19 protein-coding genes are annotated in these 19,234 nt (G+C 53.5%); 18 read left to right on the top strand and 1 reads right to left on the bottom strand.

The genetic code is table 11. From position 1 onward, the window contains the following. The first annotated feature begins 32 nt into the window (after positions 1-32). The 18 genes from ACKU4E_RS17040 to ACKU4E_RS16955 all read left to right on the top strand — a co-directional run bounded on the left by ACKU4E_RS17040 (position 33) and on the right by ACKU4E_RS16955 (position 18,388). On the top strand, positions 33-305 hold the full coding sequence (locus tag ACKU4E_RS17040) for a hypothetical protein (protein WP_320172275.1): 273 nt from the start codon (positions 33-35) through the stop codon (positions 303-305). A 202-nt stretch (positions 306-507) separates the two neighbouring features. After that, positions 508-1,086: a hypothetical protein gene (locus tag ACKU4E_RS17035; protein ID WP_320172274.1), complete on the top strand. Its 579-nt coding sequence runs from the start codon at positions 508-510 to the stop codon at positions 1,084-1,086. Between the two features lie 13 nt (positions 1,087-1,099). Continuing rightward, the gene (locus ACKU4E_RS17030) at positions 1,100-1,618 is read left to right on the top strand and encodes a nitroreductase (protein ID WP_320172273.1); all 519 of its coding nucleotides are present in this window, start codon (positions 1,100-1,102) and stop codon (positions 1,616-1,618) included. Continuing rightward, the gene (locus tag ACKU4E_RS17025; protein ID WP_320172272.1) at positions 1,618-2,247 is read left to right on the top strand and encodes an MBL fold metallo-hydrolase; all 630 of its coding nucleotides are present in this window, start codon (positions 1,618-1,620) and stop codon (positions 2,245-2,247) included. Before ACKU4E_RS17030 ends, ACKU4E_RS17025 begins: the two co-directional genes overlap by 1 nt. A gap of 172 nt (positions 2,248-2,419) precedes the next feature. Continuing rightward, positions 2,420-2,560 (top strand): hypothetical protein, encoded by a 141-nt coding sequence (locus tag ACKU4E_RS17020; protein WP_320172271.1) that lies wholly within the window; start codon positions 2,420-2,422, stop codon positions 2,558-2,560. A 58-nt stretch (positions 2,561-2,618) separates the two neighbouring features. Further along, positions 2,619-3,227, top strand: coding sequence for a flavodoxin family protein (locus ACKU4E_RS17015; RefSeq protein ID WP_320172270.1), 609 nt, complete (start codon positions 2,619-2,621; stop codon positions 3,225-3,227). Further along, on the top strand, positions 3,217-3,600 hold the full coding sequence (locus tag ACKU4E_RS17010; protein WP_320172269.1) for a response regulator: 384 nt from the start codon (positions 3,217-3,219) through the stop codon (positions 3,598-3,600). Before ACKU4E_RS17015 ends, ACKU4E_RS17010 begins: the two co-directional genes overlap by 11 nt. Further along, a complete protein-coding gene (locus ACKU4E_RS17005; RefSeq protein WP_320172268.1) occupies positions 3,600-4,367 on the top strand; it encodes a ComF family protein in 768 nt (255 codons plus the stop codon). Before ACKU4E_RS17010 ends, ACKU4E_RS17005 begins: the two co-directional genes overlap by 1 nt. A gap of 323 nt (positions 4,368-4,690) precedes the next feature. Next, complete coding sequence (gene speA / locus ACKU4E_RS17000) at positions 4,691-6,604, top strand: biosynthetic arginine decarboxylase (protein ID WP_320172267.1); 1,914 nt, start codon at positions 4,691-4,693, stop codon at positions 6,602-6,604. Positions 6,605-6,641: 37 nt separating this feature from the next. Further along, on the top strand, positions 6,642-7,832 hold the full coding sequence (locus ACKU4E_RS16995) for a saccharopine dehydrogenase family protein (protein ID WP_320172266.1): 1,191 nt from the start codon (positions 6,642-6,644) through the stop codon (positions 7,830-7,832). Continuing rightward, the gene (gene nspC / locus ACKU4E_RS16990) at positions 7,832-8,995 is read left to right on the top strand and encodes a carboxynorspermidine decarboxylase (protein ID WP_320172265.1); all 1,164 of its coding nucleotides are present in this window, start codon (positions 7,832-7,834) and stop codon (positions 8,993-8,995) included. Before ACKU4E_RS16995 ends, nspC begins: the two co-directional genes overlap by 1 nt. 261 nt (positions 8,996-9,256) lie before the next feature. Then, on the top strand, positions 9,257-10,135 hold the full coding sequence (gene speB, locus ACKU4E_RS16985; RefSeq protein ID WP_320172264.1) for an agmatinase: 879 nt from the start codon (positions 9,257-9,259) through the stop codon (positions 10,133-10,135). 295 nt (positions 10,136-10,430) lie between these two features. Beyond that, positions 10,431-13,538 carry a DUF5714 domain-containing protein gene (locus tag ACKU4E_RS16980; RefSeq protein ID WP_320172263.1) on the top strand — a complete coding sequence of 1,036 codons (3,108 nt, stop codon included), beginning with the start codon at positions 10,431-10,433 and terminating at the stop codon, positions 13,536-13,538. Positions 13,539-13,607: 69 nt separating this feature from the next. Then, positions 13,608-13,919: a 50S ribosomal protein L21 gene (gene rplU, locus ACKU4E_RS16975; RefSeq protein ID WP_320172262.1), complete on the top strand. Its 312-nt coding sequence runs from the start codon at positions 13,608-13,610 to the stop codon at positions 13,917-13,919. 33 nt (positions 13,920-13,952) lie between these two features. Next, positions 13,953-14,222: a 50S ribosomal protein L27 gene (gene rpmA / locus ACKU4E_RS16970; protein ID WP_320172261.1), complete on the top strand. Its 270-nt coding sequence runs from the start codon at positions 13,953-13,955 to the stop codon at positions 14,220-14,222. A 323-nt stretch (positions 14,223-14,545) separates the two neighbouring features. Continuing rightward, entirely contained in the window at positions 14,546-15,595 is a 1,050-nt protein-coding gene (gene obgE / locus ACKU4E_RS16965; protein WP_320172260.1) for a GTPase ObgE, read from the top strand. Further along, positions 15,570-16,712 (top strand): glutamate 5-kinase, encoded by a 1,143-nt coding sequence (gene proB / locus ACKU4E_RS16960; protein ID WP_320172259.1) that lies wholly within the window; start codon positions 15,570-15,572, stop codon positions 16,710-16,712. Before obgE ends, proB begins: the two co-directional genes overlap by 26 nt. A gap of 506 nt (positions 16,713-17,218) precedes the next feature. Next, on the top strand, positions 17,219-18,388 hold the full coding sequence (locus ACKU4E_RS16955) for a hypothetical protein (protein WP_320172258.1): 1,170 nt from the start codon (positions 17,219-17,221) through the stop codon (positions 18,386-18,388). 16 nt (positions 18,389-18,404) lie between these two features. On the opposite strand, the gene ACKU4E_RS16950 is transcribed toward ACKU4E_RS16955, so the two are convergent. Further along, positions 18,405-19,118, bottom strand: a complete 714-nt coding sequence (locus ACKU4E_RS16950) for an ion channel (protein ID WP_320172257.1) — start codon at positions 19,116-19,118, stop codon at positions 18,405-18,407. Positions 19,119-19,234: the final 116 nt, after the last annotated feature.

Raw genomic sequence — 19,234 nt, 5'->3', positions numbered from 1 at the left:
TGGAAGCGGGCGGCAAACACGGAGATTATTCCATGACAGACATCGTAAAAAAGGCCACCGGCGACTACCATTCCGGAACAATATGCTTTTTCTGCAAAGACAGTGCGGATGCAGAGTTCCCGGCAGATTACGAAGACCCCCTGGAACTGCTGGGGGACATCAGCGAACTCAGGCTCGGCTCCTCGCAAAAAGAAGAACTGCGCAGAATAATAGTGCGGGAAATAGACGAGGACGGCGCCGAACAGGTATGGAAAAACCGTACCTATCGCAAAAATATCATACTTTCCTTCGGCAAACTGGTCTGATTTTTTAATCGACCCGCGATACCGCAAGATTACCCCCTTTCCGTCCCGACGGAAGGGGGTTTTGTATTTTCGCCCCCCTGTTCATCCGGCAAAACTCATATCCTCCTGAAGCAGACACGGGCAAAGCCTGCGGCTTGCTCCTTGCAATTAGGCCCGTCTGTGCTTAGAAACAGTTCTACAATACTTTCCGGGGGAACAAAACATGATCACCAGGCTTACATTTCTCTTCATGACCATGCTGCTTCTTATGGTTTCATCCGCCTATGCGAACGAAAAGATATTCACCGTCATAAACCATACCGACGGAGTGATCCGGGTATGGGGCAAATCGAATGATTACAAGTTCGGGCGCATCAAGCCGAAAACCATTGCCGACTGCACCTGCAACGCCCTGTACAACAAGGACTGCTTCGATAAAAAAGGCGGAAAGGCCAAGATAAAACTTGCCCTGGAAGGAAAAAATGGAATCGACCTTTGGTCCGGCGACACCTGCACAAAACTTTACATTGAGCCCGGAACTTTCATAGATGTAACTCTGGATACGGACGGACGACACATCAAATGCGCAATAATCGACAAATATGAAGTTCGGCAGCCGCTTCCTTCATTTGAAAAAGCCGACACGAACAAGGACGGCAAAATAGATGAAAAGGAAGCCGAAGCAATTCATCTGAAAACAAATTTCGGAGATTTCGATAAGGACCTGAACCGGGAACTCAACCCTGAAGAGTTTGACCGGGCCATAAATAAAATAAATATATTCAGAGGCGTTCCGTTTTAGAAACGAGTCAGAAATGAACATATCAAACCCTATTCTCCAGGCCCTGAACCAAAGACGCTCCATCAGGAAATTCACTGATGAACCGGTAAGCCGGGAAGACCTGACCGCCATCCTTGAAGCCGGCAGATGGGCTCCCAGCGGCCTGAATAATCAGCCATGGCGCTTTCTGGCCGTCCATGATTCAGATCCACGTGCCGAAGCGCTGGCTGGCTGTACCAAATACGGACATATAATCCGGGCAGCCAGGGAACTGATCTGTATTTTTCTTGAAAAGGACAAAATATACAACGCCATGAAAGACCATCAGGCCGTGGGCGGATGCATCCAGAACATGATGCTGGCCGCACATTCACTTGGTATCGGCACTGTCTGGATCGGCGAAATAGTCAACCACGGAGAAGAAGTTCTGGAAGTTCTGGGACTTGATAACGACAAATACGAACTTCAGGCCGTTATTGCGGCCGGACACCCGGATCAGCAGGGCAGCTCCACCCGCAAGGAGCTGTCGGAACTGATGCTGGAGGAATATTGATGAGTGAAATAAAAAAATTTCCCATGGGCCCGCTGCAGACCAACTGTTACCTGATCGCCAACAACGGCCAGGCGCTGATTATCGATCCGGGTGGAGACCCGGCCGCGCCGGTGGCTTATCTGAAAAAAACCGGTGCCGAACTGGAATGCATCCTGAATACACACCTGCATTTCGACCATATTTACGGCAACCATAAATTATCCGAACTCAGCGGCAAAACCATCTACGCATCCGATGTAGACCTTGTGCTAATGGAAACGGAAGTCGGACGAGGTGGATTGATGGGGTTCCCTGTTGTAGAACCCTTTGAAACACAGAACATGTCCACAGGGGAAACGGAACTGGCCGGTCTGGAATGCAGAGTTCTTTCCACCCCTGGTCACACACCGGGAAGCCTGACCTTCTATTTCCCGGAACTTAAGGCCGCTTTTGTAGGCGACGTGCTTTTCCGCCGTTCCGTGGGCAGGACGGATTTTCCCTATGGCGACACCGAGCAGTTGATGTCCTCCCTGCGGAATGTGATTTTCACCCTTCCCGCAGAAACCGTGGTATACTCCGGTCACGGCCCGGAAACAACGGTAGGCGAGGAGATGAACCACAATCCGTTTATCAATGATCTGAGCATCTGAACCGGGATGCAGGCGTAAATCTGAGCATGATTAATGCATGAAATCATGAGGCAACCCGGAAAGGAAAAAAGGTTCTCCCATGAATGAAGACAAAGTAGTCGATGTCCGCAACAAATGCTGAGGCGTAGGACTGGAGGTAGGTTGGTACCTCCGTTTTTCCAAGACTGATACGGTGACCGCCCTTGTTGACAAGGGAACCGTGGCTCAGCTTTACAATCAACTGGAAATACTTCCGGAATGGAACCTGCTTACCAGTGAGGAAGACGGTTACATCCGGGCAGTGTTTACCAGAATAGTGCCTTTGAAACGTTAATCGACCTGATCCCGCGCCGGTCCTGATTCTGAGGCGCGGGAAAGTATAAAGGAACGTGATGAAACAGATCCCGGTAATATTCGCCTGCAGCCACCATCGCGGCGGCAACAGCGACCATGCGGCGGCCCTGTTTCTCGAAGGCATACGCAGCGCAGGCGGGGATGCCGAACTGGTCCGGATAGGCGATATGGATTTCAGGCACTGTACAGGATGTCTCAAATGCCGGAAGGCCGAAGGAAACCGCTGCATATTCGCCAACGATGATGGAGCGCAGGAACTGTACGAAAAAATCATGCATGCTCCGTTCACCTTCTTTTCTTCACCGATCTATTTTTACCACCTGCCTTCCAGACTGAAGACCTTCATAGACCGGGGCCAATGGGCCTTTGAGGCGGCACAGGCTTCCTCGGGACCAGTCGCAACCCTGCCCGTCCGCCCGGCATACGCATGCCTGCTTGCGGGAAGGCCGAAAGGAGCAAAACTCTTTGAAGGCGCAGAACTGACCCTGAAATTCTTCCTGAGGTTCTTCAGGGCCGAACTACAGCCGGCAATAACCTTCAGGGGAATAGACCTTCCGGGAGACCTGCAAAAAAGTCCCGCAGACTGCTCCGTACTGCTCGAAGCCGGATCGGAAGCATGGAAAAGGAACCTTACCCATGGTAGCTGACATATCCTGCATGAAAATATTGATTGCCGAGGACTCGCGCCCGGTACGACTGGTGCTCAAGACTTACATCAATCAGATGGGCATAGAGCCGGAATTCGCGGAAACGGGAAACGAAGCCTACGAAAAACTGCAGTCCGCCACCTATGACCTGATCATACTGGACATACACATGCCGGGCATGGACGGACGTGAAATTATCCGCAGGATCAGGGGAGAAGGCATAGCAACTCCCGCCATGGCCATGACGGCCGAAGACGACTCCCCCATCCTTTCCGAATGCCTCAAAGAAGGCTTCACTTCATTTCTCCTCAAGCCGATACTCAAGGAAGAACTGTTCCACATCATTTTTAAAATCCATAAAACAATGGACTGATGCAGACGCAGTTCCCCCTCTCAATACCGTTCAAAACAGCTTCGGCAATCCTACGCCGTATATTCGGCGACAGACGCTGCGTCCTGTGCAGGTCCGTTTATACCGGCGAATCACCGCTTTGCCCCCGGTGTCTGGCACTGCTGACAGCAGAACAGGCCGAAACTTCACTCTCAAGACAGCATCCTGAGTCATCGTACAACTCTGAAAACCCTGCCCATGCTTTCAGCAAAGTGTATTCGTGCGGAAGCTACACAGGCATCCTGCGGGACATGATTCTGGCATGGAAATTCAACGGCAGAACGGAATTCGGGTCTGTTTTTCGCGGCATGATCGCAGAATCTGCGGACAGAATCGGCAGGGACTGCCGCCCGGAACTGATAGTCCCAGTTCCGCTGCACCCTTCCAGACTCAGAAAAAGAGGGTTCAATCAGAGCCTTGTGCTGGCGAAGTATATTTCCGCCTTCTCAGACTCTCCGCTGGATAAAAAATCACTCGCCCGCGTAAGGAAGACCATTCCGCAAAGCTCGCTTTCCGGAGATGAAAGAAGGGAAAATCTTCACGGGGCCTTTGCCGCCGAACACCATGCCTTTTCCGGAAAGCGGATACTGCTTGTGGATGACGTATTCACCACCGGTTCAACTGTCGGAGAATGCGCCCGAACCATGCTTGAAGCCGGGGCTGAAGAAATCAATGTTCTTGTGCTCGCCAGAGCCCGAAGAAATGACTCGACACTCAATACCATTCATTCTTTTGGTAACGGAATTTAACTGCAAAGACCAAAAGGATGCGAGCACACCCAAAACACACATAATTTTAAGATGTTAAGGACAGATAATTACAACAATCACCAATTTCGGGGAACCCTCAAAAAAACGGTATTAACTGCTGTCATTTTTCCTCTGCCGGGTTATGCTCAGGGGAGCGTAAGACAGAGGCAAAACGGTATAGAAAAAACACCGTCCGGAGTAATAAAAAATCTTGACTTTTCCGGTTGAGAAATCTAACTCCCGCCCTTATCGGGACGGCCTGTGCAAGGGCCATTCGCAAGCGCGAATTTTTCCCGGACTACAATTCAATGGAGGGTTTATGAGTGACCCCGATACTGGAAAGGTGGACTGCTGAAAAGTCCACAGAACTCTACGGCGTCCGAGAATGGGGCGCCGGCTTTTTCGGTGTGTCCGAAGAAGGCGATCTTCTGGTTACAGCCAACCCCGGCTGTTTTGAAAATTCGGTCAGCATCCCTGAAATCATCGCAGGTGTACAGGAACGCGGACTCGACATGCCGGTCCTTCTTCGCATCGAGAATATCCTCGATACCCAAATCTCACTTTTAAACGAATGTTTTCTGTCGGCGATCGGTAAGCTTGACTACCGCGGCGCCTATCTCGGCGCATACCCGATCAAGGTCAACCAGCAGCAGCAGGTTGTGGAAGCGGTGACCAGGCACGGAGAAAAGTATCACCATGGTCTGGAAGCAGGCAGCAAGGCCGAACTCATCGCCGCCATGGGCATGTGCCGCGACACAAAATCCGTGCTTATCTGCAACGGATACAAGGACGAGGAATTCATCGATCTGGGGCTCTATGCCACCCAGCTCGGATTCCAGTGCGTTCTAGTGGTCGAAATGCCCGGAGAACTTCCGCTTATTATCGAACGGGCACGGGCAAAGGGAATCAGGCCGATTCTCGGTGTCCGGGTCAAACTTTCGTCCCATGCAGCCGGGCTCTGGGCCGAATCGGGCGGGGACCGCTCCATTTTCGGACTCAACGCCACCCAGATCATAGACGTCATCGACAAGCTCAAACAGGCGGACATGCTCGACTGCCTGCAACTGCTGCACTACCACCTCGGCTCGCAGATTCCCAACATCCGCGAAATACGCAGCGCGGTAGCAGAAGCCAGCCGCGTATACGCCGGGCTGGTGGGCGAAGGCGCGAACATGCGTTACATCGACCTCGGAGGCGGGCTGGCCGTTGACTATGACGGAACCCAGACCAACTTCATGAGCAGCCGCAACTACTCGCTGGACGAGTACTGCATCGACGTGGTTGAAGGAGTCATGACCGTTCTCGATGAACAGGACGTTCCGCATCCGACCATTGTGACCGAATCCGGAAGGGCGCTGGTAGCATACTACTCCATGCTGCTCTTCAACGTGCTGGATACGGCCCGCTTTGAACCGGACCCGCTGCCCGCTGAGTTTCCAGAGGACACGAACATCCACATCCTGCACCTGTTCGACGCTCTTAAATCACTCAACCTGCGCAATATACAGGAGAGTTTCAACGATGCCCTCTACTATCGCGATGAAGTCCGTCAGGCCTTCAGCGGCGGCAAGATATCCTTCAGGGAACGGGCCATGGGCGAAAACGTCTTCTGGGAAATAGTGCGCAGAATCAATGTGCTGATCAAGGACCTGCCCAGCCTTCCGCAGGAACTGGAAGGAATCGGGCATGCTGTTTCGGATATATATTATTGTAACTTCAGTGTGTTCCAGTCACTGCCGGACGCCTGGGCCATCGGCCAGCTTTTCCCGATCATGCCTGTTCACAGGCTGAACGAGAAGCCCGGCCGGGAAGGAATACTGGCGGACATAACCTGTGACTGCGACGGCAAGATAGACCGTTTTATCGACAGCCAGGGAGTTAAACGAACCATGCCCCTGCATGATCTCAAGGAAGACGGGGAGTACTACCTCGGCGCCTTTCTCGTGGGAGCATATCAGGAAACTCTCGGCGACCTGCACAACCTCCTCGGCGATACGAACATCGTCACGGTGAAAATCAAGGAGAACGGGGAATTTGACTTTGTTGGCGAAATGGAAGGCGACACGGTGGAGGATATACTTTCCTACGTGGAATATGATACCAAGTATCTGCTGACCAGGTTCAGGGAGACCGCCGAAAGCGCGGTCCGCAAGAAGCTGATCACCCCCGTTCAGCGCAGGGAAATCCTTCAGGCATACAAGAACGGCCTGCAGGGATACACTTACTTTGAAAGATAAAACGCCCCTACCCATTCGGGGATATGAGGATGAAAACATGTCCAAAGTTCTGATCATAGGTGCCGGAGGAGTCGGAAGCGTAGGAGTGCACAAGTGCGCCCAGCTTCCCGAAGTGTTCACTGAAATACACCTGGCCAGCCGCACGAAGGAAAAATGCGACGCCATTGCCGCATCCGTAAAGGAACGCACCGGCGTCGATGTACCCACATATAAAATTGATGCCGACAACGTCCGCGAAACCGTGGAACTCCTGAACAGGATCAAACCCGACCTGCTGGTCAACCTGGCCCTTCCCTATCAGGATCTTTCGCTCATGGACGCCTGTCTCGAAGTCGGCGTGAACTATCTCGACACCGCCAACTACGAACCGCCGGAAGAAGCCAAGTTCGAATACAAATGGCAGTGGGCCTATCAGGATAAATTCAAGGAAGCAGGACTCATGGCCCTGCTCGGTTCCGGTTTCGATCCGGGCGTGACCAACGTGTTCGCCGCCCACGCCATGAAGCACCACTTCGATGAAATACACGAACTGGACATCATCGACTGCAATGCCGGTGACCACGGACAGGCCTTCGCCACCAACTTCAACCCGGAAATCAACATCCGTGAAATAACCCAGCGCGGCCGTTACTGGGAACGCGGGGAATGGGTGGAAACCGATCCCCTGTCATGGTCCATGGACTACAGCTTCCCCGAAGGCATCGGCAAAAAAAAATGCTACCTCATGTACCACGAGGAGCTTGAATCCCTGGCGATCAACATCAAGGGACTCAAACGCGCCCGGTTCTGGATGACCTTTTCCGAGCAGTACCTCACCCACCTGAAGGTGCTTGAAAATATCGGCATGACCTCCATTGAACCGATCGACTACAACGGGCAGAAAATTCAGCCCCTGCAGTTCCTCAAGGCCGTGCTGCCCGAACCCGGCTCCCTCGGTCCGCTGACCAAGGGCCGCACCTGCATCGGCAACGTCATGAAGGGCCTGAAGGATGGCAAGGAAAAGAAACTTTACGTCTACAACATCTGCAGCCATGAAGATGCCTATAAGGAAGTCGGTTCCCAGGCCATCTCCTACACCACCGGAGTTCCGGCCATGATCGGAGCCATGATGATGGTCACCGGCAAATGGTCCGGCAAGGGAGTGTTCAACATGGAACAGTTCGATCCCGACCCGTTCATGGACGCCCTTAATGCCCACGGACTGCCCTGGAACGAAATGGTACTGTAGTGAAGAAGGACGAATACGGCTTCAACCCCTTTGAAGTCAGAACACCGTGTTTCATAGTGGACGAGGACCTTCTGGGCAGAAACCTGGGGGTCCTCGCCTCGGTAAGAGAGCGGGCGGGATGTTCCATTCTGCTCGCCCTCAAGTGTTTCGCCGCGTTCAGCACCTTTCCGCAACTGGCCGCAGGGCTGGACGGGGTCTGCGCAAGCTCCCCCCATGAAGCGAAACTCGGACGCGAGGAATTCGGCAAAGAGGTCCATACCTTTGCAGCCGCCTTCTCGGACTCCGACATTGCCGAACTGTGCGAAACAAGCGACCACATAGTCTTCAATTCCTTTGCCCAGCTGGACAGGTTCCGTCCGGTCATCCGCGACTACACACACAGGACCGGACGGGAAATAGAAATAGCCCTGCGCATAAATCCGGAACACTCCGAAGGCGCGGTGCCCATCTACGATCCCTGCTCGCCGGGGTCAAGGCTCGGCATCCGCAGAGCCCATTTCAATTCCGATAATCTGGACGGTGTAACAGGTCTGCACTGGCACAATCTCTGCGAACAGGACGCCGACTGTCTGGAACGCACCGTAGCCGCCGTGGAAAAGAATTTTTCGGACGTGCTGCCGCGCATGCGTTACGTCAATTTCGGAGGCGGGCACCACATCACCCGGCCCGGATACGACCTTGATCTCCTCGTAAGGATCATCACCCGTTTCAAAGAAAAATGGGATGTTGAAGTCTATCTGGAGCCCGGCGAAGCAGTAGCCCTGAACAGCGGTTTCCTCGTGGCCTCGGTCCTCGATGTAACCATGGCGGACATGCCGCTGGTCATCATGGATTCCGCAGTGCCCTGCCACATGCCCGACGTTATTGAAATGCCCTACAGGCCGCACATTGTCGGCTCGGCGGAAGCGGGTGTAAAACCATGGACCTGCCGCATAGGCGGCCCCTCCTGTCTGGCCGGGGACGTTGCCGGAGAATATTCCTTCGACTCCCCGCTCAAAGCCGGGGATCGCATAGTATTCACCGACATGGCGATCTATTCCATGGTCAAAACCAATACATTCAACGGCATCCAGCTGCCCTCCATAGCCCTGCACAATTCAAAAGACGGCACCCGTGTTGTCCGTGAATTCGGCTACGAGGATTTCAGGAATCGTTTGTCTTGAGGTTTGATGCGCTTCGCGCGTTCGGGGATTTGGTTTCGCCTCCGGCGGCCAAAGGGGATAATCCATCTCTGCTCTCCACATCCCTGATAAGTTTAAAATATAAAAAATTCGTTTCATAATTATGCTGGATTGGCATATGAAACGGCTAAGCCCCAATAAAAGGTTTTGGGATTCTCAAACCCTTTTGCAAAAGGGTTTGAGGCCCCCGGCAGGGTCGCCGAAGGCCTTCTTCTACCGCCATCCGTATAATAAGGACTGACCATGAATAATCATTTTCTTGCCGGCGAAATTCCCAACTGCGCCCCGGAAACAGCCGTTGTGCACGTTATTCCCGCGCCGCTGGAGAGTTCGGTTTCATACGGAGGAGGCACTGCCGCCGGACCTGCTGCAATACTGGAAGCCTCCACACAGCTGGAGCTCTGGAACGGCAGATCATGCCCCGGAGAGGCCGGTTTATATACCGCCCCGGCTGTGAACTGCTCCGACAACACCGAGACCGCACTTGCAGAGATAGAATCCGCTGTGAGCTATGCGCTGGAATGCGGTGCCGCTCCGTTCGTTATCGGGGGTGAGCACACGGTTACGCTTGGCGCGCTCAGGGCCTTGAAAAAAGCATACGGCACTTTCGGCATAGTCCAGTTCGATGCTCATGCGGACCTGCGCCCAAGCTACGAAGGCAACCCGCTGAGCCATGCGTGCGTAATGCGCCGGGCAGTGGACGATCTTGAGCTTCCGGTCTTTCAGTTGGGTGTCCGGGCCTTGTGCGTGGAAGAAGCCGAATTCCGCATGGGCAGCAACCTTGTTAAGCATATAGATGCCCGCGAACTTTATCTCAGCGGAATTCCTGAAAAACTGCTCCCGGACGATTTTCCGGAAAAAATATACATTTCCTTTGATGTGGACGGTCTTGATCCCTCGGTAATCAGGGCCACCGGCACCCCCGTTCCCGGCGGAATTCTCTGGCACGACGCGCTTACGCTCATGGAAAAAGCAATAATGGGGCGGCACATAATCGGTGCTGACGTGGTAGAACTCGCCCCGCAGGCGGGCGACCATGCCTCGGATTTCGCTGCAACACAGTTGGCTTACGAACTGATCGGTCATTGCGTGGAGCATGGAAGGAAAGGCGAGAAGCTGTAGATTCTACTCCGCCAAACAGGAATTCACCGATTCCGCCGACGTGGGCCGGATACACCTGCCCGGTCTCCACTGTTCCATTACATGGTCAATTACCGATAAGGTTGAGCCGGATAACAGTAGATGCTAGTAGTCGGTGAAACCGTGGGCCAATTATTTCATCAGCTGCCCGATGCAATCGGCTTTCCACACCGCCCGGCAGGAAATATTTATACCGGGCGGTTTTTCGCGCAGCATGTATATGTTCATCTGATGCCGGCCCCTGCCTGTAATGAAATTTTTTCAAGGAGATCAGGAATTGCCCTTTGATATCGCCGAATGGACCCGTATCGTCCACAACGACCAGCCTGTCTACCTGAGAGCCGAATCTCCCGACTGGTTTGTGCCCACCCCCGCCGGGGATGAAATCCTGTGCCGGATCGCAAACAGCCCTGACAGCAGCCTTTCGATGGAAGACAGACGTTTTCTGCTGCGCCTGCCCGATGCGGACGAAAAGACATATCCGGGACGGGCAGAACTGCTGAAAACCGAAACCCTGCGCGAACTGTGGTTCCACCTAACCGACAACTGCAACATGAGTTGCAGCCACTGCCTTTTTTCTTCCTCCCCGCAGGCAAAAAGGGAACTTCCCACCGCCCGCGTTCTTGAACTGGCAAAACAGGCTGCGGAACTTGGATGCAGACTTTTCGCCCTTACGGGCGGGGAACCGCTGGTCCACAAAGGCACTCCTCAAATCATCACCGAACTGCAAAAAATTGAAGGCTGCCACGTAGCCGTGCTGACCAACGGACTGGCCGTGCGTAAGGTCTTTGCGCAGAGCGGATACGATTTCGACAGGCTGCATCTGCAGATCAGTGTAGACGGCATAGGACAATCCCATGACCGGATCAGGGGCGCGGGAATGTTTGAAGCAGTCAGGGACTCACTGGGCTGGCTTGCATCACAGGGTATCCCCTTCACCATCTCCATGTGTGTTACCAGGGATAATTTCAGGGAGATGCGGGACGTTGTCAAATTCGCAGCTGAAACAGGAGCCTCTAATGTCCACTTCATGTGGTATTTCGTGCGCGGCCGAGGCGAGCCGGAACAGTTCGTCAGCCCGGAGGAAATCTACCCGCACCTTCTGAAGGCAAAAGATGCCGGGGAAAGGCTCGGCGTCACCGTGGATAACATTGAAGCAGTCAAGGACATGATATTTTCGCCCTGCGGAACAGTCCATGACGGGTCCACTGCCGGATGGGAATCACTGGCGGTCGGCCCGGATGGAAAGCTTTATCCTTCCGCAGCCATGGTCGGCATGGAGGATCTGGCCACCCCTGTTCCGCAAACACTGGAAAAGGCGTGGAAACAGAGCCCGGTGCTTGATCAGCTGCGGTCCGCAAGCTGCACTTCCATGCAGAGCCCCTTCAGATTTTTCCACGGAGGCGGCGACACCGACCACAGCTACATGCGCAATTCGACTTTTATCGGCGATGATCCGTATCTTAAGCTCCACGAATTGACCGCGCTGCAGCTGATTACGGAAAAAGCCGCGCAATCGCGCAAGCACGATTCAGCCCGTCTGCTGCTCAAGATGGGAGACAGGCTGGATAAATGCCACGGCCACGGCCCGGTATCCCTGACCCACACCAACTGTCTGCTGGCCGTTGCCGGGAAGGACAGCCTGTCCATTGTAAAGGACTTTTACACCGAAGCCGCTGAAACCGCCAAAGAGGATATCCTTAATCCGGCCTGCTACGATCCGGGGATCATGCAGCACATCCCGGAGGAATTCCGCTTTCGCGGCTACGGATGCGGCTCCCCGGTCATGGATGCGGATATCGGCTCCGGCGAACATGTCGTGGACCTCGGCAGCGGACGCGGAATAGAATGTTTCATTGCCGCTAAAATGACCGGATCTAAGGGCAAAGTCACCGGTGTGGACATGCTTGATCCCATGCTCGAACACGCCCGCAAGGGACAAAAGGCGGTGGCGGAAAAGCTCGGATTCGACAACATGGAGTTCCGCAAGGGTTATCTGGAAGAGCTTCCGCTGGAAGACGACTGCGCCGATCTGCTCCTTTCCAACTGCGTGCTCAACCTTTCCGCGGACAAACGCAGGACCTTCGCTGAAATGTTCCGCGTGCTCAAGCCCGGCGGCAGACTGACCGTATCCGACGTGGTCTGCGAAACCGAACCGGGCCCGGAAATACGCAATGACGACACCCTGCACGGGGAGTGCATAGCCGGAGCCCAGACCCAGAAAAACCTTGTCGGGCTGCTCGAAGAGGCCGGATTCGGATCAATCTCCATCATTAAAAGGTTCCCCTACCGCACGGTGGCCGGGCACGACTTTTTTTCGCTCACTTTCCGGGCTTTCAAACCGGTTGAAGAAGATACCGTAAAAGCCGTGTTCCGGGGTCCGCTTGAAACCGCAGTGATGTCCGGCGGGAAAATGCTCATTCCCGGTACCATAGCCGAACTTGCCAAAAACGAAGCCGACCTGCTGGGAGATCAGATTTTCATCATCGGCAGTGACGGCGCAGTGGAAAATGTCGATATCGGCGTATCCTGCTGCCCGACACCGGCTGCCTTTGATGCGCAGGAAAAACCGCATGCACCGGGCCCCGGAAGAACAAATGCGCGCAAGGGTATGTCCGCGTTGAAAAACACCTCGGACTGCATGGTCTGCGGCGCGCCCATCAACTACCTCACCCGGTACAGAAAAATGACCTGTGTATTCTGCGGGCGTGAGTTTGAAGCCAACGCCCACTGTGCCAACGGTCATTTCGTCTGCGATGCCTGCCACAGCGAAGACGGCATGGAGGTCATGCCGCACCTGCTTAAAAACAGCACGGAAAAGGACATGATCGCCCTGCTGAAGAAAATACGCAGCCATCCGGCCATCCCGATGCACGGACCGGAACACCACGCGCTGGTGCCGGGAATCATCGTTACGGCCTACCGCAACAGCGGCGGCGATGTTGACGACAGCGTCATCGACACGGCCATCTCCCGCGGGGCTAAAATAGCGGGTGGTTTCTGCGGATTCATGGGGGTCTGCGGCGCGGCTATAGGTGTGGGCGCGGCAATGAGCGCCATTATGGAGGCAACACCCTATACCGCGGAAAAAAGATCCGTGGTTCAAAAGGGAACCCTTGAGGCTCTACAGGATATTTCCGCACTGGAAGCGGCCCGCTGCTGCCAGCGGGATTCATGGCTGGCCCTTAGAGCCGCCGCACGGATATCACAGGAAGTGTTGGGCTTGCGCCTGAAGGCTGATGAGCCTATACTGTGTGATCAAATGAAAACAAACAAGGAATGCATGGGCCGCAACTGCCCTGTAATCAGAAACAACAATACAGATAATGGGGCTCACGTTCTCCGGGCATCGGACCGTATGGCTGATTCCGCAAAAAAAGTTTGATTACCCACTTGACTTTTGCCCCCGGATACGAATATCTTCCCCTCTCTTACGTGACGGAGGTAAGCAAATATGTATGCAATAATTGAGACTGGCGGCAAGCAGTTCCGCGTTGAAGAAGGTCTGGAACTCAATGTCCAGAAAATGGACGCTGAAGCAGGCACCAAAGTCGATCTGGATAAAATTCTTCTCATCGGTGAAGGCGAAGACGTTAAAATCGGCGCTCCTTATGTAGACGGCGCTAAAGTTTCCTGCTCCGTTGTTGAACACGGACGTGACAAAAAGATCATCGTGTTCAAGAAAAGACGCAGGAAAGACTCTCAGGTAAAACAGGGTCATCGTCAGGACTACACCAGAATCAAGGTTGAAGCCATCCAGGCTTAAGCTTGACGACAGAAGCAGCTAAGGAGGCTCACAATGGCTCATAAGAAAGCGGGCGGAAGCTCTAAAAACGGTCGCGACAGTAACGCCCAAAGACGTGGCGTAAAACGCTTCGGCGGCCAGGAAGTTCTTGCAGGGAATATCCTTGTTCGCCAGGTTGGAACCAAAATCCATCCCGGCAAAAACGTAGGTACCGGTAAAGACTGGACCTTGTTCGCTCTCGTTGACGGTACTGTGGAGTACGAAAAGTACATCCGCAAAAACCGCGTGAAGACCAGAGTAAACATCGTTCCTGCAGAAGCCTAGAAATCAGGCGAAAGCTTTTCTACAGGCAGGGGTCGCATAGATTATGCGTCCCCTGCCTTTTCTTGTATGGAACATATGTCCTTTTTCCGGTATCCATATACCGTGCCCAGAACAGGCCCGGTTTGATATGTGGCCCCTGCTCATTTCCTGCACCATACAGGAACATTTTATAAGCTGTTCCGAAAGGCGCTGTCCTTAAGCTGTAAATCGGAATAAGAATCGGGGAATGAATTCCCTTCAGCCGGAGGCGATATAATTAAATGCGCCCGGCAAGCATTTAACAGCCCCTGCGAGGATGCCGGAGGCAGAAAGGTAACATATTTATGAGATTCATAGACGAAGCAACAATAACTGTCCGCTCCGGCAAAGGCGGAAACGGCTGTGTAGCCTTCCGCAGAGAGCGGTTCATCCCCAAGGGCGGCCCCAGCGGCGGGGACGGAGGAAGGGGCGGAAGCCTTGTTTTTCGGGCCAGTCCCAAACTTCTGACCCTGTACGACTTCCGCCTGAAAAGAGTCTACGAAGCCAAGAACGGCCAGCCCGGCATGGGTAGCGACAAGTACGGCAGGGCTGCGGACGACCTGATCATCGACCTGCCCATGGGAACTCTCGTCTTTGAAGTGAATCCCGAAGACGGGACCGAAAAACTCATTATCGACCTGACCGAGGAAGGCAAGGAAGTTGTCATCTGCAAGGGCGGTGACGGCGGACGTGGAAACATCCACTTCAAATCCTCCACCAACCAGACCCCGCGCTATGCCGAGGAAGGTTTTCCCGGAGAGGAAAAACGCATCCGCCTGCAGCTTAAAATCATTGCCGATGTAGGTCTGCTCGGCCTTCCGAACGCGGGCAAATCCACATTCATATCCAAAATTTCCGCTGCCAAGCCGAAAATAGCAGCCTACCCGTTCACCACACTTGTTCCGAATCTCGGCGTAGTGGAAAACGATTACGGGAAAAGGCTGGTCATAGCAGACATCCCCGGACTCATCGAGGGAGCCAGCGAAGGCCAGGGACTTGGGCATCGCTTCCTGAAGCACGTGGAACGGACCAGATTTCTGGTTCATATCCTGAGTGCCGAAGATCTCGGAATGGATGATCCGTTTGCGGGATTCAACATGCTCGACGAGGAGTTGCGTCTTTTCGACGATGATCTCGCAGCCAAAACTCAGATCAGGGTAATCAACAAGATAGACCTGCTCTCGGAAGAAGACCTGTCCGATCTGAAGGCCAAGGCAGCCGCAGCAGGACATAAAATATTTTTCATATCCGCACTCCACAGCGACGGGCTTGCTGAACTCCTGACCGAAATGTGGGACAGATTCACCGCTATGAATCAAGAGGAAACAGATGAACAGGATCGGGAACAGGATTAATACGCTGAAAAATGCCAAAAGGATCGTGGTCAAGATAGGCAGCGCCGTGCTGACCACCTCAGAAGGCATCAACCTCGGCCTTATCTGCCGTCTGGCAGACCAGTTGGCTACTCTGCATGAACGCGGGGTGGATATCGTGCTTGTTTCGTCCGGTGCGGTCGCAGCGGGACGCAATTCACTGCCCGGCGATGCCAGACTGGACGATCTTCCGGCAAGGCAGGCGGCCTCGGCCATAGGCCAGTCCCGGCTCATGCACGAATACGATGAAACGTTCCGCCGTTTCGGCCTGATCACATCGCAGGTGCTGCTCACCCGCGATGACCTCAGACACCGCGCGCGTTTCCTGAACGCCCGTAACACCCTGTCCCGGCTGCTGGAATGGCGGGTAATCCCCATCATCAACGAAAACGATACCGTGGCGGTTCAGGAACTGGAGTTCGGTGACAACGACACCCTCGCCAGCCTGATCCTGAACGTTGTCGAAGCCGATCTTTTCATCAACCTGACCTCCGCAAACGGGGTCTACGACAGCAACCCCGATCAGAACCCGGACGCCAGACCTCTTTCCTGCATAGATAATATCCACGATCTCGATCTTGATGCCATGTGTGATGGAAAGACCGCTGTAGGTTCAGGCGGCATGTTTTCCAAGATGCGCGCCGCCCACCGTGCGGCCCAGCTAGGAGTACCCACCCTCATTCTCTCCGGCAGGGAACGCATGGTAATAGAGCGGGTATTCAACGGAGAAGAATGCGGCACCTGGATCGTTCCGGACGAAAAATCGATTTCCCGCCGCAAGTACTGGCTGGCCTATCACTGCGACCCCGCCGGCGATCTGGTTATCGACAGCGGTGCAGAAAAGGCTCTCATGTCCGGGGGCAAAAGTCTGCTGCCTGCCGGAATTACCGGTGTGGAAGGAGATTTCAAGGCCGGTGAGCTTGTCCGTGTCGTCAGCCAGGACGGCCGCGCACTTGCCGTCGGGCTGACCTGCTACGGAGCCAAAGACATGAACAGGATCATGGGCTCCAAATCCGGAGAAATAGAATCCATCCTCGGAAAATGCCCCTATCCGGAAGCAATCCACCGGGACAATCTGCTGCTCGACGCCGCACTCTAACCGACTCTATATTTTCCACTTCCGGCATATCGGTTGGGGCTGATTCTCCGACCCATGCCAGACCATTCTGCCGGGATAATTTCTCATCCGGCAATCATACGGACTCTCAAAATCCCTGAGGCATGAATCAAGTATTCCTGCCTCAGGGATTTTTTTGATCCCCGGACCGTGCCACCCTCAAGGCATAAGATCATACGTCACACTGTTAATTTCCAACTTGAGCCACTTGGCCTACCTCTTATGAATTCCCCACATCAGGCTTCCGCGCCATGCATAAGTAAATTCAATAAACAAGACGCCAATGCATCAGTTATTTTAAACTATAAATTTATAACTACAAGCATAAAGTTTTCTAAAGGCGCGCCGATTATAAAAACAATACCGCATCATCGGATGGATTATTTTTGTGGACAACCGCCTGCTGTCAAATGTTAACCGGCAGGGCTGGATATGCGCATCCGCAATTACAGGAACAAGCCGGATGCGGTATTAATCGGGAGAAAATAATGAGAATTTCTTCAGCAGGCGGCTTCGCACCGCAACAGACCATGAGCAGATTCAACCTGTCCGGCAACCAGTCCACCCCCGAAGGCCAGGAAAACAAAATAAAGCCTGACGTCAAAAACATGGAATTTACTCCGAGCAACGGATTGTCTCAGGACAACCTGAATTTCAGGATTGAGAAGGCCATAAATGAATCTTCCAAGTATCTGCAGGACGGACTTCACAAAATATTCGACAAGAATGATGCCCTGCTTGGAGGCAAAACTTCGGCAGAATACGATGAGCATATCAAACTTCTTTCCAAGGCTATTGAAGGACAGGACTTCAAAAACGCCAAAAAGCTTATCGATAAATTTTTCAGCGGGGACAGCACCAAGCTGGTAAACAGAGTACAGAGCCTGGCCAAAAGCGCCGAGGACAAATTCTGGAACAATCTTACAGAATCACTCTCTTTTCTGGACGACGACGGAGCCCTGTTCAAGCTCGAAGAAAACGGAAAAATGAGTGAGGACCTGACTCTTCTGGACATAGCCAAAAAAGCTCTTTCCACGGCCAGAAGCGAAGTTGCAGCATTCTCCGACCGGGACATGACCGAGACAATCAATTCGGTTCGTACCGGCGCTGCGGCACATGCAAAGGGAAAACTGGAAAATGCCGGTCAGAACAGATACTCCGAGGATGCCGCCAGTGTTACCCATTCGGCATCGGAATACGCCCTGCCGAGGATGTTCAACAGTGACGACCGCAACTACGAGGAAGACGACAAGGTCCTTGAGGATATCCGCAAGCTGTCTGAAGATGATTCGATCACCCAGGAGCAGATAGACCGGCTCACCACTCAGAACAAGCGCAAAAGAGACAGTTTCTCCATGTACATGCGCGAACGCTCGGACAGATTTCTTGAGGAATTCGGAAAACTCACAAACAGGGCTGTTCTGGTCAAAGAAGGCAAAACCGACCTTCAGCCGCAGGGACAGAATGCGCAGACAGAAGAAGGAGTAGCAGTATCCCTTTTGGCAGGCCCGCAACAGGCCCAGACGCAACTGACGGTTGCTGAATTTGAAAAAATATCCAGCGGGTACGAAACAAGTGGCAATCCGGAAAAGGCTGCACAGCGCTACTCCGCTCAACAGCATCCGGATGACTGGCCCTATTTCGATACGGAGGCCTGATAACCTCCGCCTGACATCAGTCAGGACCTGAATGCCCGGATTGATTATTATCACTGCTGCCTGCATTGTGCTGGGAGATGAATGTCCCCAGAATTCCGGCAATAAACACTGCCAGATACATCTGCCCGAAAATCCCCTGCAGAACGGCAAGAGATCGGGCCATGAATGAGACGGGCATTATGTCCCCATACCCGACAGTGAGCATGGTGACATAGCTGAAGTAGGTCAGGGCATTGCGTATGGCGAAAATGCCTGACTCCGGATCAAGGCCGGAAAATGAGCCCCGGCGGTATATTTCGCACTGCGAATAGGCATCCGCCCAGATCATCCCTGCCAGCATGTAGATGCAGATGGCCCCGGAGATAAGATCCTGCGTAACCCTGCGCTGCCGGGACATGAACCGCTGAATTCCCCACACGGCAATGCAGAGCATGAGCATATCCGCCCCTTCGCTCACTGAAAGCCAGAACAGATGTTTGCTGTGAAAAAACATAACCGAACTTAGCAGGGATGCGGCGTACAGGCTGAAATATGCATAAAGTTTGCGCCGGTCCGAAATTATTGCGGTTACAGCCGAGATGAGCACCAGATAAGTGTAAAAATACAGAACCTGCTGCAACACCCTGGAATCACCGGCAATAGGACTGATGAATATCTGCAGGACCAGAAAACCGAGCAGAACGGTAAACTTGGCAGGACTGTACTTGAATATGCGGTATAATCTGAACATGAGCCATCATTAACCGACATGAGCCTTTAATTCCACCACTTTTCCCATGACAGCCGGACGGGGCTCGCTGAGGTTGCGAAGCAATGCGATAGGGCGTAGCGTGCGGGATTCAAATT

The sequence above is a fragment of the Maridesulfovibrio sp. genome, assembly GCF_963677005.1.
Classification (GTDB): domain Bacteria; phylum Desulfobacterota; class Desulfovibrionia; order Desulfovibrionales; family Desulfovibrionaceae; genus Maridesulfovibrio.
The sequence above is the reverse complement of the archived record's forward strand: the minus strand, read 5'-3'. Positions and strand labels throughout refer to the sequence as shown.